This is a genomic window from Pseudomonas sp. ICMP 10191 (assembly GCF_001467335.1).
Taxonomy (GTDB): Bacteria; Pseudomonadota; Gammaproteobacteria; order Pseudomonadales; family Pseudomonadaceae; genus Aquipseudomonas; species Aquipseudomonas cerasi.
In genome coordinates this window covers 1-21,543 of sequence record NZ_LKGW01000128.1, presented here as the reverse complement: position 1 = coordinate 21,543, position 21,543 = coordinate 1, and the positions used below count along the sequence as shown (strand labels likewise).

Below are 21,543 nucleotides of genomic sequence, written 5' to 3'. Positions count from 1 at the left end.
AGCAGGCGCTGGAAGTTCAATGGGGAGAGCAAGTCGTTCTGCCCGATCACCACCACACAGCCGCCGTTGAGCAACGGTGCCCAGACATCCAGCGTGCTGGCGTCAAATGCAGGGTTGGAAGCGAACGCCACGCGGTCCTGAGCGTTGAAATCGGCGTAACCGTTGTTGATCACCAGACGGCTGACTGCGGCAACGCCAGATCAGTGTCTTTCAGATCGTTCAGGGGCAAACCATCGAGATCGACACGCTGTGCAGCGGTTTCCAGCGACACTTGGCTGTGAGTGAGCAGTACACGCGCCTGGCTGTCCTCAACCATGAATGCCTGACGCTCGACCGGTGCATTGATGTCCAGCGGCACATACACCGCCGCGCACTTGAGCACTGCCAGTTGACTGGCGAGTAGGTCATGGCTGCGCTCCAGCAAAATCGCCACACTGTCACCCGGCTGCACACCAAGCCCCAGCAGATGCCGCGCCAGACGGTTGGCCCGAGTGTTGAGCTCGGCATAACTCAAGGCAACGCCGTCGTGGATTGCCGCACAAGCCTCGGGGCACGCCCGCACCTGAGCTTCAAACAGGCTATGCACGGTCTGTTGCTGCGGATAGTCCCGCGCGGTGTCGTTGAACGCCACCAGCAGCTCCGTCCGTTCGGCTTCCGGCACCACTGGCAGATCGCGCACTGCTGAGTCCGGTGCCGATTCAAGGGCTTGAACCAGATGGCTCAGGGCGGTCTGCATATAGTCGCAGATCCGCTGGCCATCGAAACCGGCTGCTACCTGTACGTTCAACAGGAAGCCTTCGCCTTGATCGTCCACCGACAGGGTCAACGGGTAATTGGTCCGTTCGAGTACGCCGAGCACCTGGGTATCCGCCCAACGATCGCCACCGCTGGCTTCACGTGCCGGGCTGTGGCGATAGTTGAGCAACGCGCTGAACAGCGGCGACGCTGCATCCACCGCGCTGCAACGTTGCGCCAGCACCAGCGGCGCGTGTTCGTGGCCGAGCAATGCGGTCAAACGGGCGTGGGTCTGACGCACGGCCTGACGCACTGCACACGTACCGACATCGACCCGCAGCGGCAAGGTATTGATGAACATGCCCAAGGCGCGGTCGGCACCCAGGCCGCTTTGCATGCGCCCCAGCAACACCGTGCCGAATACCACGTCTTCACGCCCGCTGGCGCTGCCCAGCACTCGCGCCCAGGCCAGGTGATGCAAGCTTGCCGCACTCACCCCCAGCTGCCGCGCCTGAGTGCGCAGGCGCTGACACAGATCGGCCGCAAGCGCGTGGCGAACCTCCTTGATGCCCTGCCCGTCACCCTGCACCTCAAGCAGACCGAACGGTAGCGTCGGTTCATCGACATCGCCGAGCATCTCGCGGAAAAATGCTTCATGTTGTTCGCGACTCACGCCAAGATGGGCCTGCGCCACATAATTCCGGTAAGGCATCGCCGCCGGCATTTGCGCCGCGCTGCCTTGCACGTGAGCGAGCATTTCTGCGCTCATCACGTCCAGCGCGGTGTGGTCGAGGGCAATGTGATGGAACAGCAGGATCGCCACCCAGCGCTGATTCTCCGAGTCCTGCGCAAAGGCCAGGTGAACCAGCGGGGCCTGGCTGAGATCGAGGCGGTACTCGCGGGGATCAAAACGGCGTTGCATCTGGGCGACGATATCGCCGCCGCCCGGTGCCAGGGTGATTTGCTCAATCGACAGCTCGACCCGGCGTAGAGCCACTTGCAGCGGTTGTTTCAGACCTTCCCAGACCAGCGCCGTGCGCAGGATGTCATGGCGATCGATCATTGCCTGCAAGCCTTCGGCAAAGCGTCGTACGTGCGCCGGATCATGCAGGGCGAAGGTTGCTTGCAGCAGATACGGGTCGCCCTGCTCCGCGGCGAGATGGTGATAAAGAATGCCTTCCTGCAATGGTGCCAGCGGGTAGATGTCCTGCACGTTCGCTGCGCCACCGGGAACGCTGGCGACAATACGCTCGATACTCGACTGGTCCAGTGTGGTGAGGGTCAGCATGTCCGGGGTGATGTGCTCGCAGCCGTCGGGAATGCCGTTGGCCGGAACCTCGATCTCGATACCGCCGCCCACAGCCGCCGCCAGTGCGGCAAGGGTGGGCTGGCCGAACAGCACGCGCACATCGGCACTCAGGCCAGCCTGACGCATGCGCTCGATCAGCTTCACCGCCAGCAGCGAGTGACCACCCAGTTCAAAGAAATGGTCCTGCCGACCGACGCGTTCAACACTCAGCACGTCGGCCCAGAGCTCAGCCAGCATGATTTCGGTGTCGCCGATCGGGGCCTGATAGTCGCGACTGACGAAGGCATCGGCTGATGGCTGCGGCAACGCGCGACGATCCAGTTTGCCATTGGGCGACACCGGCAGTTTTTCCAGGTGGACATAGGCTGCGGGGATCATGTAATCCGGCAGCAGCGCCTGTAAATGCAGACGCATCTGGTCGGCCTCGGGCACCACCTGCCCGGCGTGCACGCTGAAATAAGCGACCAGGCGCTTTTCACCGGGAACGTCTTCGCGGGCCAGCACTGCTGCATCGCGCAGACCTGGAAATCGACCGAGACGCGCCTCGATTTCGCCCAGTTCGATACGGAAACCTCGGATCTTGATCTGATCGTCGTTACGGCCCAGATAGACGATCCTGCCGTCGGCCTGCCAGCAACCCAGGTCGCCGGTCTTGTACAGGCGCGCGTGTGGGTTGCCGACATCGCTGGCGGCAAACGGATCAGCGATAAAGCGTTCGTTGGTCAGTTCATCACGGTTCAAGTAGCCACGCGCGACACACGCACCGCCGATGTACAGTTCACCCGCGACGCCCACCGGAACGGGGCGCATGTGTTCGTCGAGCAGGTAAATGCGGGTATTGGCCACCGGCTGACCGATGCTTGGTAAGGTCGGCCAGGCCTGCGGGTCACCCTCAAGGGTCAGCGCCGTGACCACATGGGACTCCGTCGGGCCGTAGTGGTTATGCAGGCGGGCGTCGTTCAAACGGGCGAATAACTGCCGCATCGGTTCGGTGATTCGCAGTTGCTCACCGGCAGTGATTACGTCCTGCAACAGGCAATCAGTCTGTTCGGCTTCAGCGATCACCGCCTCGGCCAATGCCTGCAGGGCAATACACGGCATGTACAGGCGTTCGATACGCTGCTCGCAAATATGTTGGAACAGGCGGCGGAAATTCAGACGGGTATCACCGTGGATAAGAGACAGTTCGCCACCTGCACACAAGGTGCTGAAGATTTCCTGAAAGGCCACATCAAAACCCAGCGCGGCGAACTGCAAGGTGCGTTGCCTCGGGCGACCGTGCTCGACAGTCTGGGCGATCTGCCAATGCATCAGATTGACCAGCGGCGCATGGGGCATGGCCACGCCTTTGGGCTGTCCGGTAGAGCCCGAGGTGTAGATCAGGTAAGCCAGGTGCTGCGCGCCAAGCCCCGCAAGCTGCGGATTGGTCGTCGGCGTGCGGTCAATATCACTCTCGGCGCGGGCATCAGCCTCCAGCAGCAACACCGGCATGACGGCCTGCGCAAAGCGCTCACGCAAACCGCGTTGGGTCAGCAGCATTTTCGGTGCGCTGTCCTCAAGCATGTAGGCCAGACGTTCCGCAGGGTAAGAAGGGTCGAGTGGTACGTAGCCTGCGCCGGCCTTGAGAATGCCCACCAGGCCCGCGATCATTTCCAGACTGCGTTCCGCACAGATCGCCACCCGGTCATCAGCACCAATGCCTTCGGCGATCAACCGATGGGCAATCTGGTTAGCCCACTGATTGAGCTCGAGGTAACTCAGTTGCTGGCCTTCGTAGGTGACTGCCACCGAGTCGGGTTGCGCAGCCGCCTGGGCCTCGAACAGCTGGTGCAGCAAAACGTCTTGCGGGTAGCCGCAGTCGAATGCGTTGAAGTCTTCCAGCAATTGGCGACGCTCGTGCACGGGCAACCAGTCGAGGCTGTGCAAGGGTGCATCGGGCCGGCTGTCCAGCGCGTCGGCCAGTTGCTCCAGCACGGTGTGCATGTAACCGCAGATACGCCGGGCACCGATTCCGGCCACTGCCTGAACGGTCAGGCCGAAGGATTCGCCGAGGTCGTCCACCGACAAGGACAGTGGGTAGTTGGTGCGCTCTTCACCGCCGAGTACCTCGACACCGCCCCAAAGCCTGGTCTGCCCTGCCTGTTGAGGTGTCTGGGCGCCGACCGCGACATGGCGGTAGTTCATCAGTGCACTGAATAACGGTGTCGGTGCCGCCACGCCGCTGCATCCCTGGGCCAGTGACAACGGTGCATGCTCATGACTGACCAGCGCCGCCAACCGTGCGTGGGTGGTACGCACTGCAGCCTCAATGCACTGCTCTCCGGCCGCGACACGCAATGGCAAGGTATTGATAAACATGCCCAAGGCCCGCTCGGCGCCTTGACCACTGAGCAGGCGGCCCATCAGCACAGTACCGAAGACCACGTCCTGACGCCCTGACAGGCGCCCGATCACCTGAGCCCACGCGAGGTGATGCAGGCTGGCGTTGCTGACGCCGAGGCGTCGGGCATGGGCGCGCAGACGTTCGGCCAGCTCCGGGTCAACCGGTAGCAGGGCTTCGTCGACTCCGCTGCCGTCGCCTTGCAGGTCTTGCAGGCCGAACGGCAGGGTCGGCTCGTCAACATCGGCGAGCATGTCGCGGAAGAACGCTTTGTGCTCCTCGCGGCTCATGCTCAATCGCGCCTGAGCCACATGATTGCGATACGGTACCGACGCTGGCAGATGGTTGCCGCGCCCTTGTCTGAACGCCTCGATCTCTGCGCCCAGCAGGGCCAGCGAGGTGGCGTCATCGATCAGGTGATGGAACAGCAACACCGCCACCCAGCTTTGGTTGACGGGATCCTCTGCGTAATGCAGGCGCATCATCGGTGCCTGATGCAGATCCATGCGTATCCGCCGTGGATCGAACTGTGCCTGCAACTGGGCCGCGACATCACCCTGCTCCGGGTGCGGTAAAAACGCCTCGACGCGCAGCCGTGCCTGACGCCAGACCACCTGCACTGGCTCGTCGAGCTCTTCCCAGGCTACCGCTGTGCGCAGAATGTCGTGACGGTCAATGACTTGCTGCAAGGCCTCCGTGAAGTCCAGCAGTTGCTCGAAGCTATTGACCCGCAACAACGCCTGCAACAGGTACGGATCACCCTCCTCACTGCTCAAGTGGTGATAAAGAATGCCCTCCTGCAACGGCACCAGCCCATAGATATCCTGCACGTTGCCCACACCGCCCGGCACTGTGGCGACCACACGGTCGATCTGTGCCTGGGTGAGTCGGGCCAGAGGCAGCATGTCGGGCGTAATGTGCCGACAGTCGGCGGGAATCTTATTGGTGGGCGCCTGCACGTCCGTGACATTGCCGCTCGCTGCCGCCAGCGAGGCCAGGGTCGGCTGGCCGAACAGCACGCGCACGTCGGCATTCAGACCGATGTCGCGCATGCGTTCGATCAATTTCACCGCCAGCATCGAATGCCCACCCAATTCGAAGAACTGGTCATGACGGCCTACCTGCTCGACGCCCAGCAACTCGGCCCACAACCCGGCCAGGCGGGTTTCCGTCAGCCCTTTCGGTGCCTCGTATTGACGCCGGGCATAGGCCTCGGCCACGGGCAGCGGCAGTGCCTTGCGATCAAGCTTGCCGTTGGCGGTCAGCGGGAAAGCCTGCAGGCTGACAAAAGCGCTCGGCAACATGTGCTCGGCCAGCGACAGGCGCAGCTGTTCACGCAACCAGGTAGCGTCCGGTTCCAGGTCTGCCGTGCCGATGACATAGGCCACCAGGCGCTTGTCGCCCGGTTCGTCTTCACGCACCACGACCACCGCTTCACGCACGCCTTTGCAAGCGCTCAATCGAGCTTCGATCTCGCCCAGTTCGATACGGAAGCCACGAATTTTCACCTGTTCATCGTTACGGCCCAGGTATTCCAGGCTGCCGTCCGGCAACCAACGACCCAGATCGCCAGAGCGGTACATTCGCGCCCCGGGTTCCGGGGCGAATGGATCATCGAGAAAGCGCGTCGCGTTCAATTCATCGCGATTGAGGTAGCCACGGGCCACGCCTGCCCCGCCCACGTACAACTCGCCCGCCGCACCCGGTGGCAGCGGATGACCAAAGGCATCGAGCAGATAGAGTTGCAGGTCAGGGATTCGCTTGCCGATCGGGCTGGCACCGACGCGCTGGGCGTCTCCAGGCTGCAACGGATAATAGGTCACATGCACCGTGGTTTCGGTGATGCCGTACATGTTTACCAGTTGTGTCGTGGCGTTGACTTTGCGGGCGTACCACGGCTTGAGCATCGCCGTTTCCAGGGCTTCGCCGCCAAAAATCACCTGGCGCAGCGAATGCGCCTGCTCTTTTTCGCCCTGAGCCGCAATCAGTTGGCGGAACGCACTTGGCGTCTGGTTGAGCACCGTGACACCGGCACTGCACAGCAGCCTGTAGAAGTCTTCTGGCGAGCGGCTGACCAGTTGCGGCACGATCAACAGACGGCCGCCGTGCAGCAATGCGCCCCATATTTCCCAGACCGAGAAGTCGAAGGCGAACGAGTGGAACTGCGCCCAGACATCCTGTTCATTGAAACCGAACCACTCTTCAGTGGCCGAGAACAGCCTTGCAACGTTGCGATGCTCGACCATCACGCCCTTGGGCAGGCCGGTGGAGCCGGAGGTATAGATCACATAGGCAAGGTCGCTGGACTTGACCGCTACCTGCGGATTGCACACGGATTCGTTCTGCAGGTCGGCGTCGTCGAGATAGATCAGCGGCACTTCAGATAACGGCAACGCTTGTTGTACTGACTGTTGGCTCAATAATGCCACTGGCGTGCTGTCGCCGAGGGTATAGGCCAGGCGCTCTAGTGGGTAAGCCGGGTCCAGCGGTACATAACCGGCACCGGATTTGAGGATGCCCAGCAAGCCGATAATCATCGCCGGGCCACGCTCGACGCAGATCGCCACGCGATCATCAGGGAGCACACCCAGCGCGAGCAAGCGATGCGCGACCTGGTTGGCGCGGGCGTTGAGTTCGCCGTAGCTCAGGGTTTGATCTTCGAATACCAGCGCCACGGCGTCTGGTCGTTCTGTAGCGCGTGCTTCGAACTGCTGGTGGATAGTCAGGTCATCGGCGAAATGTGGCTGATCGGCATTCCACGCCTGAACCCGGGAGGTGTCGGTCTCGCTGATCAGCGAGAACCCGTTCACCGGGAGTTGTTCATTCGTCAGCCCCTGCTCCATAACACGCTGCAAGCGCTCGGCAAGGAGGACAATCTCGTCGTGCTGAAAAAACGCCTCGTTGTAGATGTAGTGCATCCACGATTCAGTTTCGCAGGCGTTGGTGCGCAGGTAGATAGCTAGCGGCGTCTGTTCGTGGTTGTTCGAACACTTGGTAGTGCTGGCGGCTGCCTGATTGAAATGCAGCGGAAGGTTCTGGCGCTCATAGGAGAACGTCAGATCGAACAATTGGGTACGCTCGGTACGGCGCAATTCCAGCAGCCGGTTGAGGTCGCTGACCGGGAACCGCTGGTGGCGGTAATCCTGCTTGACTGCCCGACATATACCCTGGACCAGTTCTGCGAACGGCAGGTCTGGACTGAATTTCAGGCGCACCGAACTGAGTTGGGTAAAAAGCCCCAGGGTCTTCTTGTAGCCGGCATTGGAGCGGTTGAGAATCGGCAGGCCGATGACCAGTTCATCACGCTGGTAGACGCGGGTGAAGTACACGTACAGCACTGCCAGCAAAACATGGAACGACGAGGCTTGCAGTCGAAGCGCCAGATCGTCGATCTGCTGCTCCAGACCACGGTCAAGACCGGAGCTGATGTGGCCGCTGCGGCTGTGTGCTGTCTGGTTCTGAATAGAGACCTGGCGCGGGCGCGCTGTCAGCAACGGATCGGGGATCTCACGGTATTTGTCCAGCCAGTAGGCTTGATCGAGCGAAAAACGTCGCGACCCGCGATACTTGAGGTCATCCTTGATGAAATCGACATAGGACGGTGCGGCAACGTCAGGCGTGCGCTGATTGAGCAGCGCATTGTAAATCTCACTGAGGTACGTACAGACGCCGTCGATGCTCCAGCCGTCGAGCACGATGTGGTGGGTATAAAACACAAAGTAGAAGCGCTGCTCTTCGAGTTTGAGCAAATGCATTCGGTAGAGTGGCCCACCCTCGAGCCTGAACGCTTTTTCAAGCCGGGTCTGCACCCAGTGTTCGGCTGCCTGACGCGGGTCGTCATGCCCTTGCAGGTCGATCGGAGTCATACACTGCGGCATGCTCGAGGCGAAGGCCTGTAGCGGCAAGCCCTCCTCGTCACGTTCGTCAAGCAGGACCATGCGCAGAGCATCGTGTTCTTCAATCAACAGGTCCACGGCCTGCTGGAACAACACGGAATCGACGGCACCATCGATCTCCATATAGCCGCCGATGTTGTATAACGGCGAGTCGCCCTGGGTCATCTGATCCAGCCAGATATTGCGTTGCGCAGCGGTCAGGGCAAATGCCATACATTTCTTCTCGCAAAGGGTCGGCCTGGCCGCATACAAAAGGCAGCGATAACCGGTAGTCGATTCGGAGCCAGGGACGAGCCTGCTTCATGCAGTTTTGTGAAGGACCATCCCTGGGAATTTGGACTGCGCTTGAGTTCAGGCGCGCTTGCCCTGGACCTCGCACTTCACGTCGGAGACGATGCAACCGTCGGCCAACTTGATGATGCGGTCGGCCAACTGGAAGTACTGATCGTCGTGAGTAATGATCAGGATCGTCTTGCCGCGACGTTTGAGGTCCGGCAGCAATTCCTCGTAAAAGAAACGCTTGAACGGCGGGTCCTGGTCGGCGGCCCACTCGTCCAGCAGGTAAATCGGACGGTCCTCCAGGTAGGCGCAAACCAGTGCCAGGCGTTTCTGCTGGCCGTACGACAAGTCCGTGGTGGTCGAGTAACCAAGTCCCTCGATCTTGACCTTTTCTTCCAGGCCCAAAGTCGACAGGTATTTCTGCGCCTGATCGGTGCTGGGATGTTCTTTCTCGTCAGGACCTATCAATCGGTTGAACACATGGAAGTCAGAGAACACCGCCGAGAACAGATCGCGATAGTTGCCGCGCGAGTCGTCTGTGACCGCCGTACCGTCGAGCAGTAGTTGACCCTCTTGCGGGATGTACAGGCCGCAAAACACTTTGGCCAGGGTGCTTTTGCCACAACCGTTGCCGCCGACGATGTAGACCAGTTCACCGGAGTGGATCGTCAGGTCGATAGGTCCCAAGGCAAAACCGGAACTGCTCTGCGGGTCCTTGTAGTTCATGTGTACGTTCTTCAGCTGGATACTGCCCCATGACTTCTTGTGATCGAGGAGCAGCACATTGTCGGCATCGCTGGTTTCCGGTTCTGGGTGCGGTTCGTTGATGGAGAATCCGAAATCCGCTAGGCGCGTGCAGGCAATACGTCCCTGGGCCAGCATCGGCATGGCGCTGACCAGCATTACCAGCGGGCCCATGATGTACAGCACCGCCAACACACTGGCACTCATGGTCCTGGCATCGATAACAGCGAACATCGGCGCAACGAACAGCAGGCAGCCGACCAGCAACGACAGGGTCAACTGGCCAACGTTTTCGGCGCCAGTGAACCAGAGCCGTTCAATGTAGTTGTACTTCGCGACCCGCACCGAAGACTCCTGGATCGCCGAGCGGCTGAACCAGCGGCGGCGAATACCGTTGAGTTTCAGTTCCTTGAGGCCGAACACCAGCGCGTGTGTGTATTCGTTGAAGGCCGTGAACTCGTCGCGCACCTTGTGGGTGAACTTCATGCCACCCATGAAAAACAGCATGTACATTGCAACGCCCAGCACCATCAGCGAGATGGTTATTGCAAACACCACCCAGGACAGGTAGGCCAGGTAGGCAATACCGAACAGGAACACCGCCGACTCCACCAGGATCGTTGGCATGACCAACAGCGTAGCGTTGAGTTGCGGCATATCACTGGTCAGCAGGGTCAGCACATTCGGCGCACCACGGCGGTCGATTTCCTCAAGCGGCGTGCCGAGGATCTTGCGGCACAGGGCGATGCGCATACGGGTCATGATGCGCATGCTGGCGTAGGCCGGAAACAGCGACGCACCGTTGCGGAAAACCAGGGCAACCAGGCTCAGGCCAACGAACCAGAACAACGACTCACGCTGAAAGGTCTCCTCGTGAATCGCCTGGTTGATCACATTGACCACGGCAATGGACGCAACGCCGCTGATGAGCCCGGTCAGCAGCGTAAAGAACGTCAGCCAGGGATGGCTGCTCCACAACAGACGCATGATCGAGCCTGGTCTGGCCTTCTTTTCTTGCTTGGTTTTCATTAGCTGCTGCCCTTGAATTCATTAGCCAGCGCGGGCGCCGGTGGTTGAAAGTCCTGGCTTGATAACGGGATGTCGGTCATTCAGGCCGGTTGCCAAACGTCGCCGCGAGCGGTCATTTCGCCCATGGCGACAACGATCAGCCGGGGTTCCTCATAAGGGTCACGGGCGTGTGCGGCAAGCATGTTGTCAAGCATCACCACATCACCCTTGCGCCAGTCGAAACGCACAGCGCAAGCCTCGTAGGCTTTACCGATCAAGGCCATCACCGAGTCCTCGATGGCTGAGCCGTCGCCATAGCTGACCAACCGTGGCAGGCGCTCGGGGCCGAACATGTCGAGCAGGTCCTCACGCAGTTCCTCGCCCATGCAATACGGGTGATGCAATTGCACCTGATTGAAGAAACAACGCTCGCCCGTGAAGGGATGGGTGATCACTGCCGGGCACTGGGTGCGCAGCTGCAGGGTGTCGCCGTCAAGCCACTCGAAGTCTGTACCTTGCTCGCGGCAACGCTGCTCGATAACGCTGCGTTCGGACGTGCCGAAGAACGATTCCCAGCTCGGCTCGACACCGGCGGTGAAGGTCCGGCTGTAAAGCAGACCTTTGCTCTCGAAGCGCTCGACCACCTCTTGCGGCAGGTACGCGAGCACTTGACGGATATCCGCCAGCGGCGTTGCTCCACCCACCCGCGATGGCTGCTCGCAAAAGAAAAATTGCTTGCGTGGCCAGCTTTCCAGGTGCGAACTCTCGTTGTGATAAAGGATCATCTCGCGCTCTGGATACGGCGTTGAGCGATAGACATTGCGCCCGCCTTCCTTTTTCGGAAGGTCGCCGTACGCGCCGTGCAGGCCAGGTGAAAGCGCCTCGGCAAAGCCTTCGAAGGCAGCGACCGAAGGCAGATCAAATCCCCGAAACAAGACCGCGCCGTGACGGCACAGCAGCGTCTCGATCGCTTCGCGCCGGGCGCTGGCCCACAGCACCGGATCCAGTCCGTCAACTGTTGGCTCGATCACCACAGGCAAACGGGTACCGGTAGCCAGCAAGGACAACCGCACCGACGGGTCAGCGGCCCTGTCAGGCCAGGTTGGCGCATCCGTTTGCTGTTCATCAGCGAAAACGGGCGCAGTGTTAGCTTGAAGACTCATGAACAAACTCCTGGACCTCAGCCCTTCACATCCACTTTTTGTATGGAGCCAGACCAGTACGCTCCGGCACCGCGCAAGAATAAAAACACTGATGGCCAGAGGCGTCTGTCACCGCAATCCGGGACATCGGTCGCGAAGAGTGTCGATGCGTACTGATCAGAATCGGCAGGCTTTGTCCCCATTTCCCTCGACAGACGCAGCCCGGCAGTCGGTGCTGAAATGCGCCAACTGCGGATCATGCCGGCCCATTGACGGATTCGTCAGGCCGCAGGGATGTCTCGATTGCAGCGGATTTGAACGCTGCGTCTGGTTATTACACAGGAGCCTTGGTCATGCCGATTACGAACACTGACGAATCGCTTAGCGCCGCGTCAGCCCCTCTCAAACCCGGTGCTTTCCTGCACGAGATATTCAGTGACAGGGCGCGACAATTTCCTGAGCGCACCGCCGTCAGCGATGCCGCCCGGACGTTGAGCTACGCACAGCTCGACGCGCTGTCGACAAAGCTGGCTGCACGTTTACGCGATGAAGGTGTGACCTATGGCACGCGTGTGGGCATGTACCTGCCGCGCAGCGTCGATCTGGTCACCAGCCTGCTGGGTATTCTCAAATCCGGTGGCACCTATGTGCCGGTCGACCCGCAATACCCTGGCAAACGCGTCGAGCACATCGTGCGTGACAGCGAGCTGAGCCTGATCATCGGTGATGCCACCAACCTGCCGAAAATACCGTCGCTGCGCGTATTGGCACTCGACGAGTTACTGTCCGCGCCGGCGCTGCAATCGGCCGCTGAAGACACCCGTATCGACCCGAGTACTGCCACTGCCTACATCATCTACACCTCGGGTTCCACCGGTGAGCCCAAGGGCGTACAGGTTTCCCATGGCAACGTCAGTCGCCTGCTGGAAAGTACTCAACGCGTCTATGGCTTCAACGCCCAGGACGTCTGGTCGATGTTCCACTCCATCGGTTTCGACTTCTCGGTCTGGGAAATCTGGGGTGCCCTCGCCCATGGCGGCCAGGTGGCCGTTGTCCCGTATGACGTCTCGCGTTCTCCTGCCGCCCTGCGTCAATGGCTCGCCGATCAGCGCATCACCGTGCTCAGCCAGACGCCATCGGCTTTCCGTGGTCTTGATGAAGCCGATCGTGGCAACACTGCTTCTCTGGCGCTGCGCTATGTAGTGTTCGGTGGCGAAGCGTTGCCCGCCAGCGTGCTGCGTTCCTGGGTCGAGCGCCATGGCGACCAGAAGCCTGCGCTGATCAACATGTACGGCATCACCGAGGCCACCGTTCACACCACCTTCAAGCGAGTGTTGGCGCAGGATCTGGAAACAGCGGCCATGGTGTCTCTCGGCAAGCCGCTGGACGGCTGGCGCCTGCACCTGCTTGACGCGAGTCAGACTCCGGTCGCGGCAGGCACTACTGGCGAGTTGTACATCGAAGGCGCGGGCGTGGCTCAGGGCTACCTGAACCGTGAGGCGCTCAACGTCGAGCGCTTCATCGAGTTGCCCGGTGCTGTACGCGCCTACCGTACTGGCGACCTGATGACTCTGGAGGGTAATGGCGAATACCGTTACGCCGGTCGCTGCGACGAGCAATTGAAAATCAGCGGTTTCCGCATCGAGCCCGGCGAGATCGAAGCCTCTCTGCAAACCAGCCCGAGCGTGGCCGCTGCCCATGTTGGCGTACATGATTACGGCGATGGCGACCTGCGCCTGGTGGCTTACGTGGTGCCAGCCCAGGGCGTCGAAGCCTGGACCGAACAGGCCCGCAGCGAAGTTGCTGCATTGATGGCCGAAAATTTGCCAGAGTACATGCGTCCCTCGCTGTATGTGCCACTGGCAGAGCTGCCGGTGACCCCCCACGGCAAAATCGACAAGCAACAACTGCCCTCGCCAACCGCTGCCGCGACGACTTCACAAACGACTGATGTCAAAGGCCTCAGTGAACAGGAGCACTTCGTGCTCAAAGTCTGGAGCGAAGACCTGGGTCTGAAAAACATCGGTGTCAATGACGATTTCTTCGATTCCGGCGGCACTTCTCTGGCATTGATCCGCTCGCTGAGCAAGCTCAAGACACATTACAAAATCAACCTCGACCCCGGGATCCTGGCGGATGGCGCAACGGCCAAAGTCCTGGCCGACCACATCTCCCGTAGCCTTGTTCAAGCCCATTGACCGAAAAGGAAAAGCTCATGAGCAAAAAATTCGCTTTAACTGCGGAACAGCGTGCCTCGTTCGAGAAAAACGGCTTTATCGGTCCGTTTGACGCCTATTCGCCAGAAGAAATGAAGGAAACCTGGAAGCGCACCCGTCTGCGCCTGCTCGACCGTAGCGCCGCCGCCTATCAGGACCTGGACGCCATTTCCGGGGGTACCAACATCGCCAACTATGACCGCCATCTGGACGATGACTTTCTGGCCAGCCACATCTGTCGCCCGGAAATCTGCGATCGCGTCGAAAGTATCCTCGGCCCTAATGTGCTGTGCTGGCGCACCGAGTTCTTTCCCAAGTATCCGGGCGATGAAGGCACCGACTGGCATCAGGCCGATACGTTCGCCAATGCCTCCGGCAAGCCGCAGATCATCTGGCCGGAAAACGAAGAGTTCGGCGGCACCATCACCGTCTGGACGGCGTTCACCGACGCCAACATTGCCAATGGCTGCCTGCAGTTCATTCCTGGCACCCAGAACAGCATGAACTACGACGAAACCAAGCGCATGAGCTATGAGCCCGACGCCAACAACTCGGTGGTCAAGGACGGCGTGCGTCGCGGTTTCTTCGGTTACGACTATCGCCAGTTGCAGATCGATGAGAACTGGAAGCCCGACGAGGCCTCTGCTGTGCCCATGCAGATGAAAGCCGGGCAGTTCATCATTTTCTGGTCGACCCTGATGCACGCGTCCTATCCGCACAGCGGCGAATCACAGGAGATGCGCATGGGCTTTGCGTCACGCTACGTACCGTCGTTCGTGCACATCTATCCGGATTCGGACCACATCGAAGAGTACGGCGGCCGCATCAGCCTGGAGAAATACGGTGCGGTGCAGGTGATCGGTGACGAAACACCGGAATACAACCGCCTTGTGACTCACACCACACGCGGCAAGAAATTCGAAGCGGTCTGACCCACATACGTCAGACGACAGTAGCCTCGCGCAATGTGCCTGAAAAAAGCGCCCGACAAAGAGTGACGATCCATGACTATTTCCTCCGATGCAGCGATGCGTCTGTGCGAGACGGTGAGGATGCTCAGGCACCTTGCCCTCAATTTGCCCGATCCCGTGTGCCTGAGCTTTCTCGCCCGGGACGACGGTCCTCTGCCAGAGCCGGCGTGCTCCAGCGTGCGAGCCGCCGAGCGGGCAATCAATGCGGCGTTTGCGCGCATCGGTGTGCGCACCCTCCAGTACTTGCATGGGGGCGAGGCACAACTGTCGTCGTTCGAATACTTTATAAGCCGCAAAATATGCGAAGCGCTCGACTATACCTACGAGCACTTCGACGATGCTGAAGACGTCACCGCCTTCAATCGACTGCTCAAGCATTTCGAATTCAGTGGTGCAGTGCCGCACATCGAGACACTGCATCTAACCACCCGTGACCATGCGCCTTTGCTGGTGCATGCCAGTACCAACCGCGAGCTGCCTCCTGTGGTTCTGGCATTACCCTGCGGCATTCCGTTCGATCTCTGCCGCGACTGGTTCAATGCCTTGAGCGAGCGGTTTTTTGTCGTGACCTGGGAGACCCGGGGACTGTTCGGTGCCTGCGAGGCGTTCGACCAGATCGCGGTGGACACCGATGCCCAGGTTGCCGATATGATCAGCGTAATGAATCACTTCAGGTTATCCAGCGCGCATCTGATGGGTATCTGCGGCGGCGCGGTCATCGCCCTGAGCGCCGCTGCAGCCCATGCCGACCGGGTCAACTCCCTGAGCCTGTGGCATGGGGATTACAACCTGGGCGACAACGACCTGCGCACCGCTCATCAGCAAAACTTCGAATGGCTGATGGAAAGCGCAGCTCAGGATCGCGGCGAGGCTGCTGACCTGCAAGCGATGTTCCTGGACCAGTCGACGCTGGCCACTACCCCCGAGTCCATTGCCCACGTGGTGCTTTACCCCTATGTCAATCCCGAGTTGTTCTATCGCTATGCGCGTTTGAATGACGCACTGAACAAGACCGAGCTGGCATCACGACTGGCGCGCATCAGCGCGCCAACTCTGGTCGTGGCTGGCGATGCCGACTCGACGACGCACATCGGTGGCTCACGGCATATCGCTGCGTCGATCAAGGACGCCACGCTGCACATAGAACACAATGGCAGCCACCTCGCGTTCTTTGTCTCCAGCCCGCAATCGAAACACACCGCCTTCAGCTTCCTGGACGAAGTTCTTCAGCCCGCTGTCGCCTGACAGTCGCGCGATACCTCGGCGAATAAAAGGGCGGGGGCTCAGGCCCCCGACTTCACTCTGCGCTGCGGCCTTGAGCGCGGCGGTAACCGGCTCACCTTCCAGGCGGCACACTGGCGCAGCACCAATCACCAACCTTCCCTTCACCACCCCGCTCCACAAGCCAGTCGAATCGGTCCGGGCCTTATACCGAACAGTCTTGAATCATTGAACACCCAGCCCGGAAGCCCGCAGTTGTCCCAGCTTCCCACGACAGACATCCCCAAGGGGATGCTCTATTTTTTTTTCAATGTTTTTAGTCCTCCCTCCGACTGGCAGCCGTCCAGCCACATGCCGCGCCGCCCTTCGACCGGAGACGAGCCAATTGATTTCGCAAACAGGTGCTTTGAGATGAATTCGTTGATCGACAATCTGTGCACGCAAGGACAAGAACCCCTTTCGCTGGCTTCGGTTCAGCAAGGTATCTGGCTCGATCAGCTCACACACCCGCACCTGCCTTACTACAACATCGGCATGACTCTGGAGATCAAGGGCGAGATCGATATTGTGTTGTTCGAGAAAGCCATCCAGATGGTCATCGACAGCCATGACGCGTTGCGCCTGAGTTTCAGCCACGAGAGGGGCATGGGCGGCCAGCGTGTTCTGTCAGAGGCGCCGTTCAAGCTTGAAGTGACCGACTTGCCTGAGGTCGACGGCGACGCCGAGCATGCCATTGCGCATCTGCGCGAGTCCTTCCGCCAACCCTTTGAGTCAATGACCGGACAACTCTGGGAGTCGCGTCTGGTTCGTTGCGGTCCGCAACTTTATTACTGGTTCAATCGCTTGCACCACCTGGTCGCCGACGGTATCGGTGCAGTGCTGATCGCGCACGCCGTAAGCGATGCCTACTCAGGCTTGCTGGAAGGCAAGCAAACGCTTGCCGAGGGGCCTTCTTACCTCTCGTTCCTTGAAGAAGACAAGGCCTACATGACGTCTTCTCGCTACGAGCGAGATCGACTGTTCTGGGAGCAGACCTACGCCCAACTGCCGCCGGTTCTGCTGCAACGCAGAGCAGATTTCAAGGCAGGCGTAACCAACGGTCCAGCTCCTAGTGACCAGGTTCAAGCCATGTTGCCCCGCGCGCTTTACAACGCGCTTACGCAGTTTGCCAGCGAATGCAACCTGTCCGTGGCTCATGTACTGGTCGGAGTGATCAGCACCTATTTCTGCCGTACCGTAGGCGTCGATGAGATCGTTGTCGGAATGCCGGTGCATAACCGCACCAATGCTCGTCAGAAAGCCACCATCGGGATGTTTTCCTCGATCAGCCCGATTCGCGTGGGCTTCGATCCGCATGCAACGCTGGTCGACCTGATGAATAACATCGGTACGCAACTACGTCGCACTTACCGTCACCAGCGTTTCCCGATTGCCGAACTCAACCGTAGCCTGCGGCTGGCGCAAACCGGACGCCATCAGCTGTTCGATGTTTCACTGTCATTCGAAAGCTTCGATGGTGATGTCACGTTCGGCTGCGAGGACCCGGCGCGGGTGCTGATGCTGGACAACGGCTACGAACAGACGCCCATGGCGATCTTCGTACGCGATTACCATCCCTCTGAAGACATCCACCTGGACTTCAACTTCAACACGGCTTACTTCACCTTCGAGGAAGTTCAGCGCATACAGCAGCGCATTTTCGCCATGCTTGAAGCTGTGCTGAATCAACACGACAACCCATTGGCACACTTCCCGCTGATGAGCCAAAACGAGCATCAGCAACTGGCAACTTTCAACCAAACCGCCCTCGCCTATCCTCGCGATGTCCTGATTCACCAGTTGATCGAACAACAGGTCGCCCAGCGTCCGGATGCCTGCGCGGTGCGCAGCGACAGCGGGCCGTTGCTCACTTACGCCGAACTCAACCAACAGGCCAATCAGCTCGCCCATCGCCTGATCGAACTGGGCGTGGAACCGGACTCGCGGGTTGCGGTAAGCCTGCGTCGCGGTCCGGAAATGGTCGTGGCGCTGTTGGGTATTCTCAAGGCCGGTGGCGCCTACGTGCCGATCGACCCAGACCTGCCGAGCGCGCGTCAGGCCTATATGCTTGAGGACAGCTCGCCAAGGGCGGTGCTGACCACTCTGGACCTGAGCGAAAACCTGCCGGCCATGACGCTGCCGGTACTGATTCTGGATGACCACCAGGACAGCGCCCAGCTTGCCTCAAAGCCGATCAACAACCCGGATGCCGAAGCTCTGGGTCTTCAGCCGAATCATCTGGCCTATGTGCTGTACACCTCAGGTTCCACTGGCACGCCCAAAGGCGTGATGAACGAGCACCTTGGAGTTGTTAACCGCCTGCTCTGGGCGCGCGACNACTCTGGACCTGAGCGAAAACCTGCCGGCCATGACGCTGCCGGTACTGATTCTGGATGACCACCAGGACAGCGCCCAGCTTGCCTCAAAGCCGATCAACAACCCGGATGCCGAAGCTCTGGGTCTTCAGCCGAATCATCTGGCCTATGTGCTGTACACCTCAGGTTCCACTGGCACGCCCAAAGGCGTGATGAACGAGCACCTTGGAGTTGTTAACCGCCTGCTCTGGGCGCGCGACGCCTATCACGTGGACAGCAACGATCGGGTACTGCAAAAGACCCCGTTCGGCTTCGACGTGTCGGTCTGGGAATTTTTCCTGCCGCTGCTCGCCGGTGCCGAACTGGTCATGGCCCGTCCCGGTGGCCATCAAGACCCTGACTATCTGGCGCAGGTCATGAGTGACGCGGGCATTACCCTGCTGCACTTCGTGCCCTCGATGCTCGATGTGTTTCTGGAGCACCGCTCAACCCGCGACTTCCCGCAACTGCGCCGCGTGCTGTGCAGCGGCGAGGCTTTACCTCGCGCGTTGCAGCGCCGCTTCGAGCAACAGCTCAAGGGTGTTGAACTGCACAACCTGTATGGCCCGACCGAAGCGGCCATCGACGTTACTGCCTGGGAATGCCGCCCGACGGATCCGGGCGAAAGCGTGCCTATTGGCCGTCCGATTGCCAATATTCAAATGCACGTGCTGGGTGCGTCAGGCCAGTTGCAACCACTGGGCGTTGCCGGTGAGCTGCACATTGGCGGCATCGGCGTGGCCAGGGGTTACCTGAACCAGCCAGAATTGAGTGCCGAGCGTTTCGTCGCTGACCCGTTTTCCAGCGACCCGCAGGCCCGCCTATACAAAACCGGCGACGTGGGCCGCTGGCTGACCAATGGCGCGCTGGAATACCTGGGCCGTAATGACTTCCAGGTGAAGATCCGCGGCTTGCGTATCGAGATCGGCGAAATCGAGGCCGCTCTGGCTTTGTGCACCGGTGTGCGTGAAGTGGTAGTGGTTGCCCGCGCAGACGACCCGGCACAACCTGACAGCAAGCGTCTGGTGGCCTACCTGTGTGGCGAACCGGTCCCCGCCGAAAACCTGCGCAAAGAGTTGCTTGAACACCTGCCCGAATACATGGTTCCCAGCGCTTTTGTGCAGCTGGACAGCCTGCCCTTGACGCCCAACGGCAAGCTGGATCGCAAGGCACTGCCTGCTCCGGATGCGCAATCGCTGATCAGCCGTGGTTACGAAGCGCCGCAAGGCGAAGTGGAAATGCTGCTGGCGTCGATCTGGGCCGACGTGCTCAAGGTTGAACAGGTGGGTCGTCATGATCACTTCTTCGAGCTGGGCGGCCACTCGCTGCTGGCGGTGAAATTGATCCAGCAAATGCGCGATGTCGGTCTGAGCGCCGATGTGCATGTGCTGTTCGGCCAGCCGACCGTGGCGGCGCTTGCCGCAGCAGTCGATGGCGGCACGGACGTCGTGGTGCCGGCCAACCTGATTCCCGAACATTGCGAACACATCACCCCTGATTTGCTGCCGCTGATCAGCCTCACTCAGGCGCAGATCGACCGCGTGGCGAAGGACGTGCCCGGCGGTGCTGCCAATGTGCAGGACATCTACCCGCTGGCACCGTTGCAGGCGGGGATTCTTTACCACCATATCAGTGCCGAACAGGGCGACCCCTATACCCTGAAAGCACTGTTTGGCGTGTCAGACCGGGCGCGGCTGGACGCTTTCAGCGGCGCTTTGCAATGCGTGATAAACCGCCACGATATCCTGCGCACCGCAGTGCTGTGGGAAGATCTTGATGAACCGGTGCAAGTGGTGCTGCGCCAGGCTGAACTGCAAGTCACCGAGTTGTTCCTCGACCCTGCAGACGGCCCGGTTGACGAGCAATTGCACCAGCGCTTCGACCCTCGGCATTACCGCCTTGATGTGCGTAACGCGCCATTGATGCGCATTGTCTATAGCCATGACCCGGTCAACGACCGCTGGCTGGCGATGCTGCTGTCCCATCACCTGGTCAGCGACGCCACTTCCCTGTCCGTGGTCCTGCATGAAATTCAGGCGCACCTGCTCGGTCAGGGCGATGCGTTGGCTGAGACGGTGCCGTATCGCAACTATGTCGCCCAGGCTCGCCTGGGGGGGCGTGATGCTCAGCACGAAGCGTTCTTCCGCGAGATGCTCGGCGACATCGTCGAGCCGACCCTGCCATTCGGTGTGCAGGATGTGCAGGACGGCGGCCGTGACCTCAAAGAGGCCAGCGTGCCCCTGGCCGCCGAGCTGAGCCTGCGTTTGCGGGCTCAGGCTCGACAGGCAGGCGTCAGCGTCGCGAGCCTGATGCACCTGGCCTGGGCGCGGGTGCTGGGCAATGTCTCGGCCTGTGAAAAAGTGGTGTTCGGCACGGTACTGCTGGGCCGTATGCAGGCCGGCGACGGTGCCGACCGTGCGTTGGGCATGTTTATCAATACCTTGCCGCTGCGCGTCGATATCGACGCGACGACAGTGGCCGAGGGATTGAAGGCGACCCACGAGCGGCTGACATCCTTGCTGGGGCATGAGCATGCTCCGCTGGTGCTCGCCCAGCGTTGCAGCGGCGTGGCCGCACCGACGCCGCTATTCAGTGCATTGCTCAACTACCGGCACAGTGTCGTGGGCGATGTTTCGGCACAAGCTGCCGCCGCCTGGGAAGGGATCGAGTCTTTCGGCACCGAAGACAATACCAACTACCCGTTGACCCTGAACGTCGATGACCTGGGCGATGCTTTCACGCTCACTATTCAGGCCGTCCAGCAAATCAATGCCCAGCGCATCGGCGAGTACATGCAGGTTGCACTGCACAGCCTGGTGGAAGCGCTGGAACACACCCCGCATGCCGCGTTGAACAGCCTGTCGATACTGCCGGACTATGAGCGCGAGCTGTTGCTGGCGGGCTTCAATGACACTGCCCACCCTTATCCTCGCGATGTGTTGATTCACCAACTGATCGAGCAACAGGTCAACCAGCGTCCGGATGCCTGCGCCGTACGCGGTGACAGCGGGCCGCTGCTCACCTACGCCGAACTCAACCAACAGGCCAACCAGCTCGCCCATCGCCTGATCGAACTGGGCGTGGAGCCGGATACGCGAGTTGCGGTCAGCCTGTCCTGCCGAGCGCGCGTCAGGCCTATATGCTTGAGGACAGCTCGCCGCAGGCAGTGCTGACCACTCAGGATCTGCACGACAACCTGCCTGCCCTGGACCTTCCGGTGCTGGTGCTCGATAACCGCGATGACCTCGC

At 60.4% G+C, this 21,543-nt stretch carries 5 protein-coding genes and 3 pseudogenes; 5 read left to right on the top strand and 3 right to left on the bottom strand.

All coding sequences use genetic code 11. The annotated features are described in order from the left end of the window. From sypA to AO388_RS20185, 3 genes and pseudogenes are all read right to left on the bottom strand, one after another. A pseudogene (sypA, locus tag AO388_RS20195) lies at window positions 1-8,533 on the bottom strand (syringopeptin non-ribosomal peptide synthetase SypA); the annotation flags it as partial. A gap of 138 nt (window positions 8,534-8,671) precedes the next feature. Continuing rightward, a complete protein-coding gene (gene syrD, locus AO388_RS20190; RefSeq protein WP_003433908.1) occupies window positions 8,672-10,372 on the bottom strand; it encodes a cyclic peptide syringomycin export ABC transporter SyrD in 1,701 nt (566 codons plus the stop codon). An 80-nt stretch (window positions 10,373-10,452) separates the two neighbouring features. Further along, complete coding sequence (locus AO388_RS20185) at window positions 10,453-11,514, bottom strand: TauD/TfdA family dioxygenase (RefSeq protein ID WP_003433909.1); 1,062 nt, start codon at window positions 11,512-11,514, stop codon at window positions 10,453-10,455. Window positions 11,515-11,846: 332 nt separating this feature from the next. On the opposite strand from AO388_RS20185, the gene syrB1 reads away from it, so the two are divergent. The 5 genes and pseudogenes from syrB1 to AO388_RS30075 form a co-directional block, all read left to right on the top strand. Beyond that, on the top strand, window positions 11,847-13,691 hold the full coding sequence (gene syrB1, locus AO388_RS20180) for a syringomycin E biosynthesis L-threonine--[L-threonyl-carrier protein] ligase SyrB1 (RefSeq protein WP_054081197.1): 1,845 nt from the start codon (window positions 11,847-11,849) through the stop codon (window positions 13,689-13,691). A gap of 17 nt (window positions 13,692-13,708) precedes the next feature. Then, a complete protein-coding gene (gene syrB2 / locus AO388_RS20175; RefSeq protein WP_003349549.1) occupies window positions 13,709-14,641 on the top strand; it encodes a syringomycin E biosynthesis L-threonyl-[L-threonyl-carrier protein] 4-chlorinase SyrB2 in 933 nt (310 codons plus the stop codon). A 72-nt stretch (window positions 14,642-14,713) separates the two neighbouring features. Continuing rightward, window positions 14,714-15,925, top strand: coding sequence for a syringomycin E biosynthesis aminoacyltransferase SyrC (syrC, locus tag AO388_RS20170; protein ID WP_003433914.1), 1,212 nt, complete (start codon window positions 14,714-14,716; stop codon window positions 15,923-15,925). A 387-nt stretch (window positions 15,926-16,312) separates the two neighbouring features. Further along, window positions 16,313-18,277: pseudogene (locus AO388_RS30080) on the top strand (condensation domain-containing protein); the annotation flags it as partial. Between the two features lies 1 nt (window position 18,278). Beyond that, window positions 18,279-21,543 (top strand): annotated as a pseudogene (locus tag AO388_RS30075) (amino acid adenylation domain-containing protein); the annotation flags it as partial.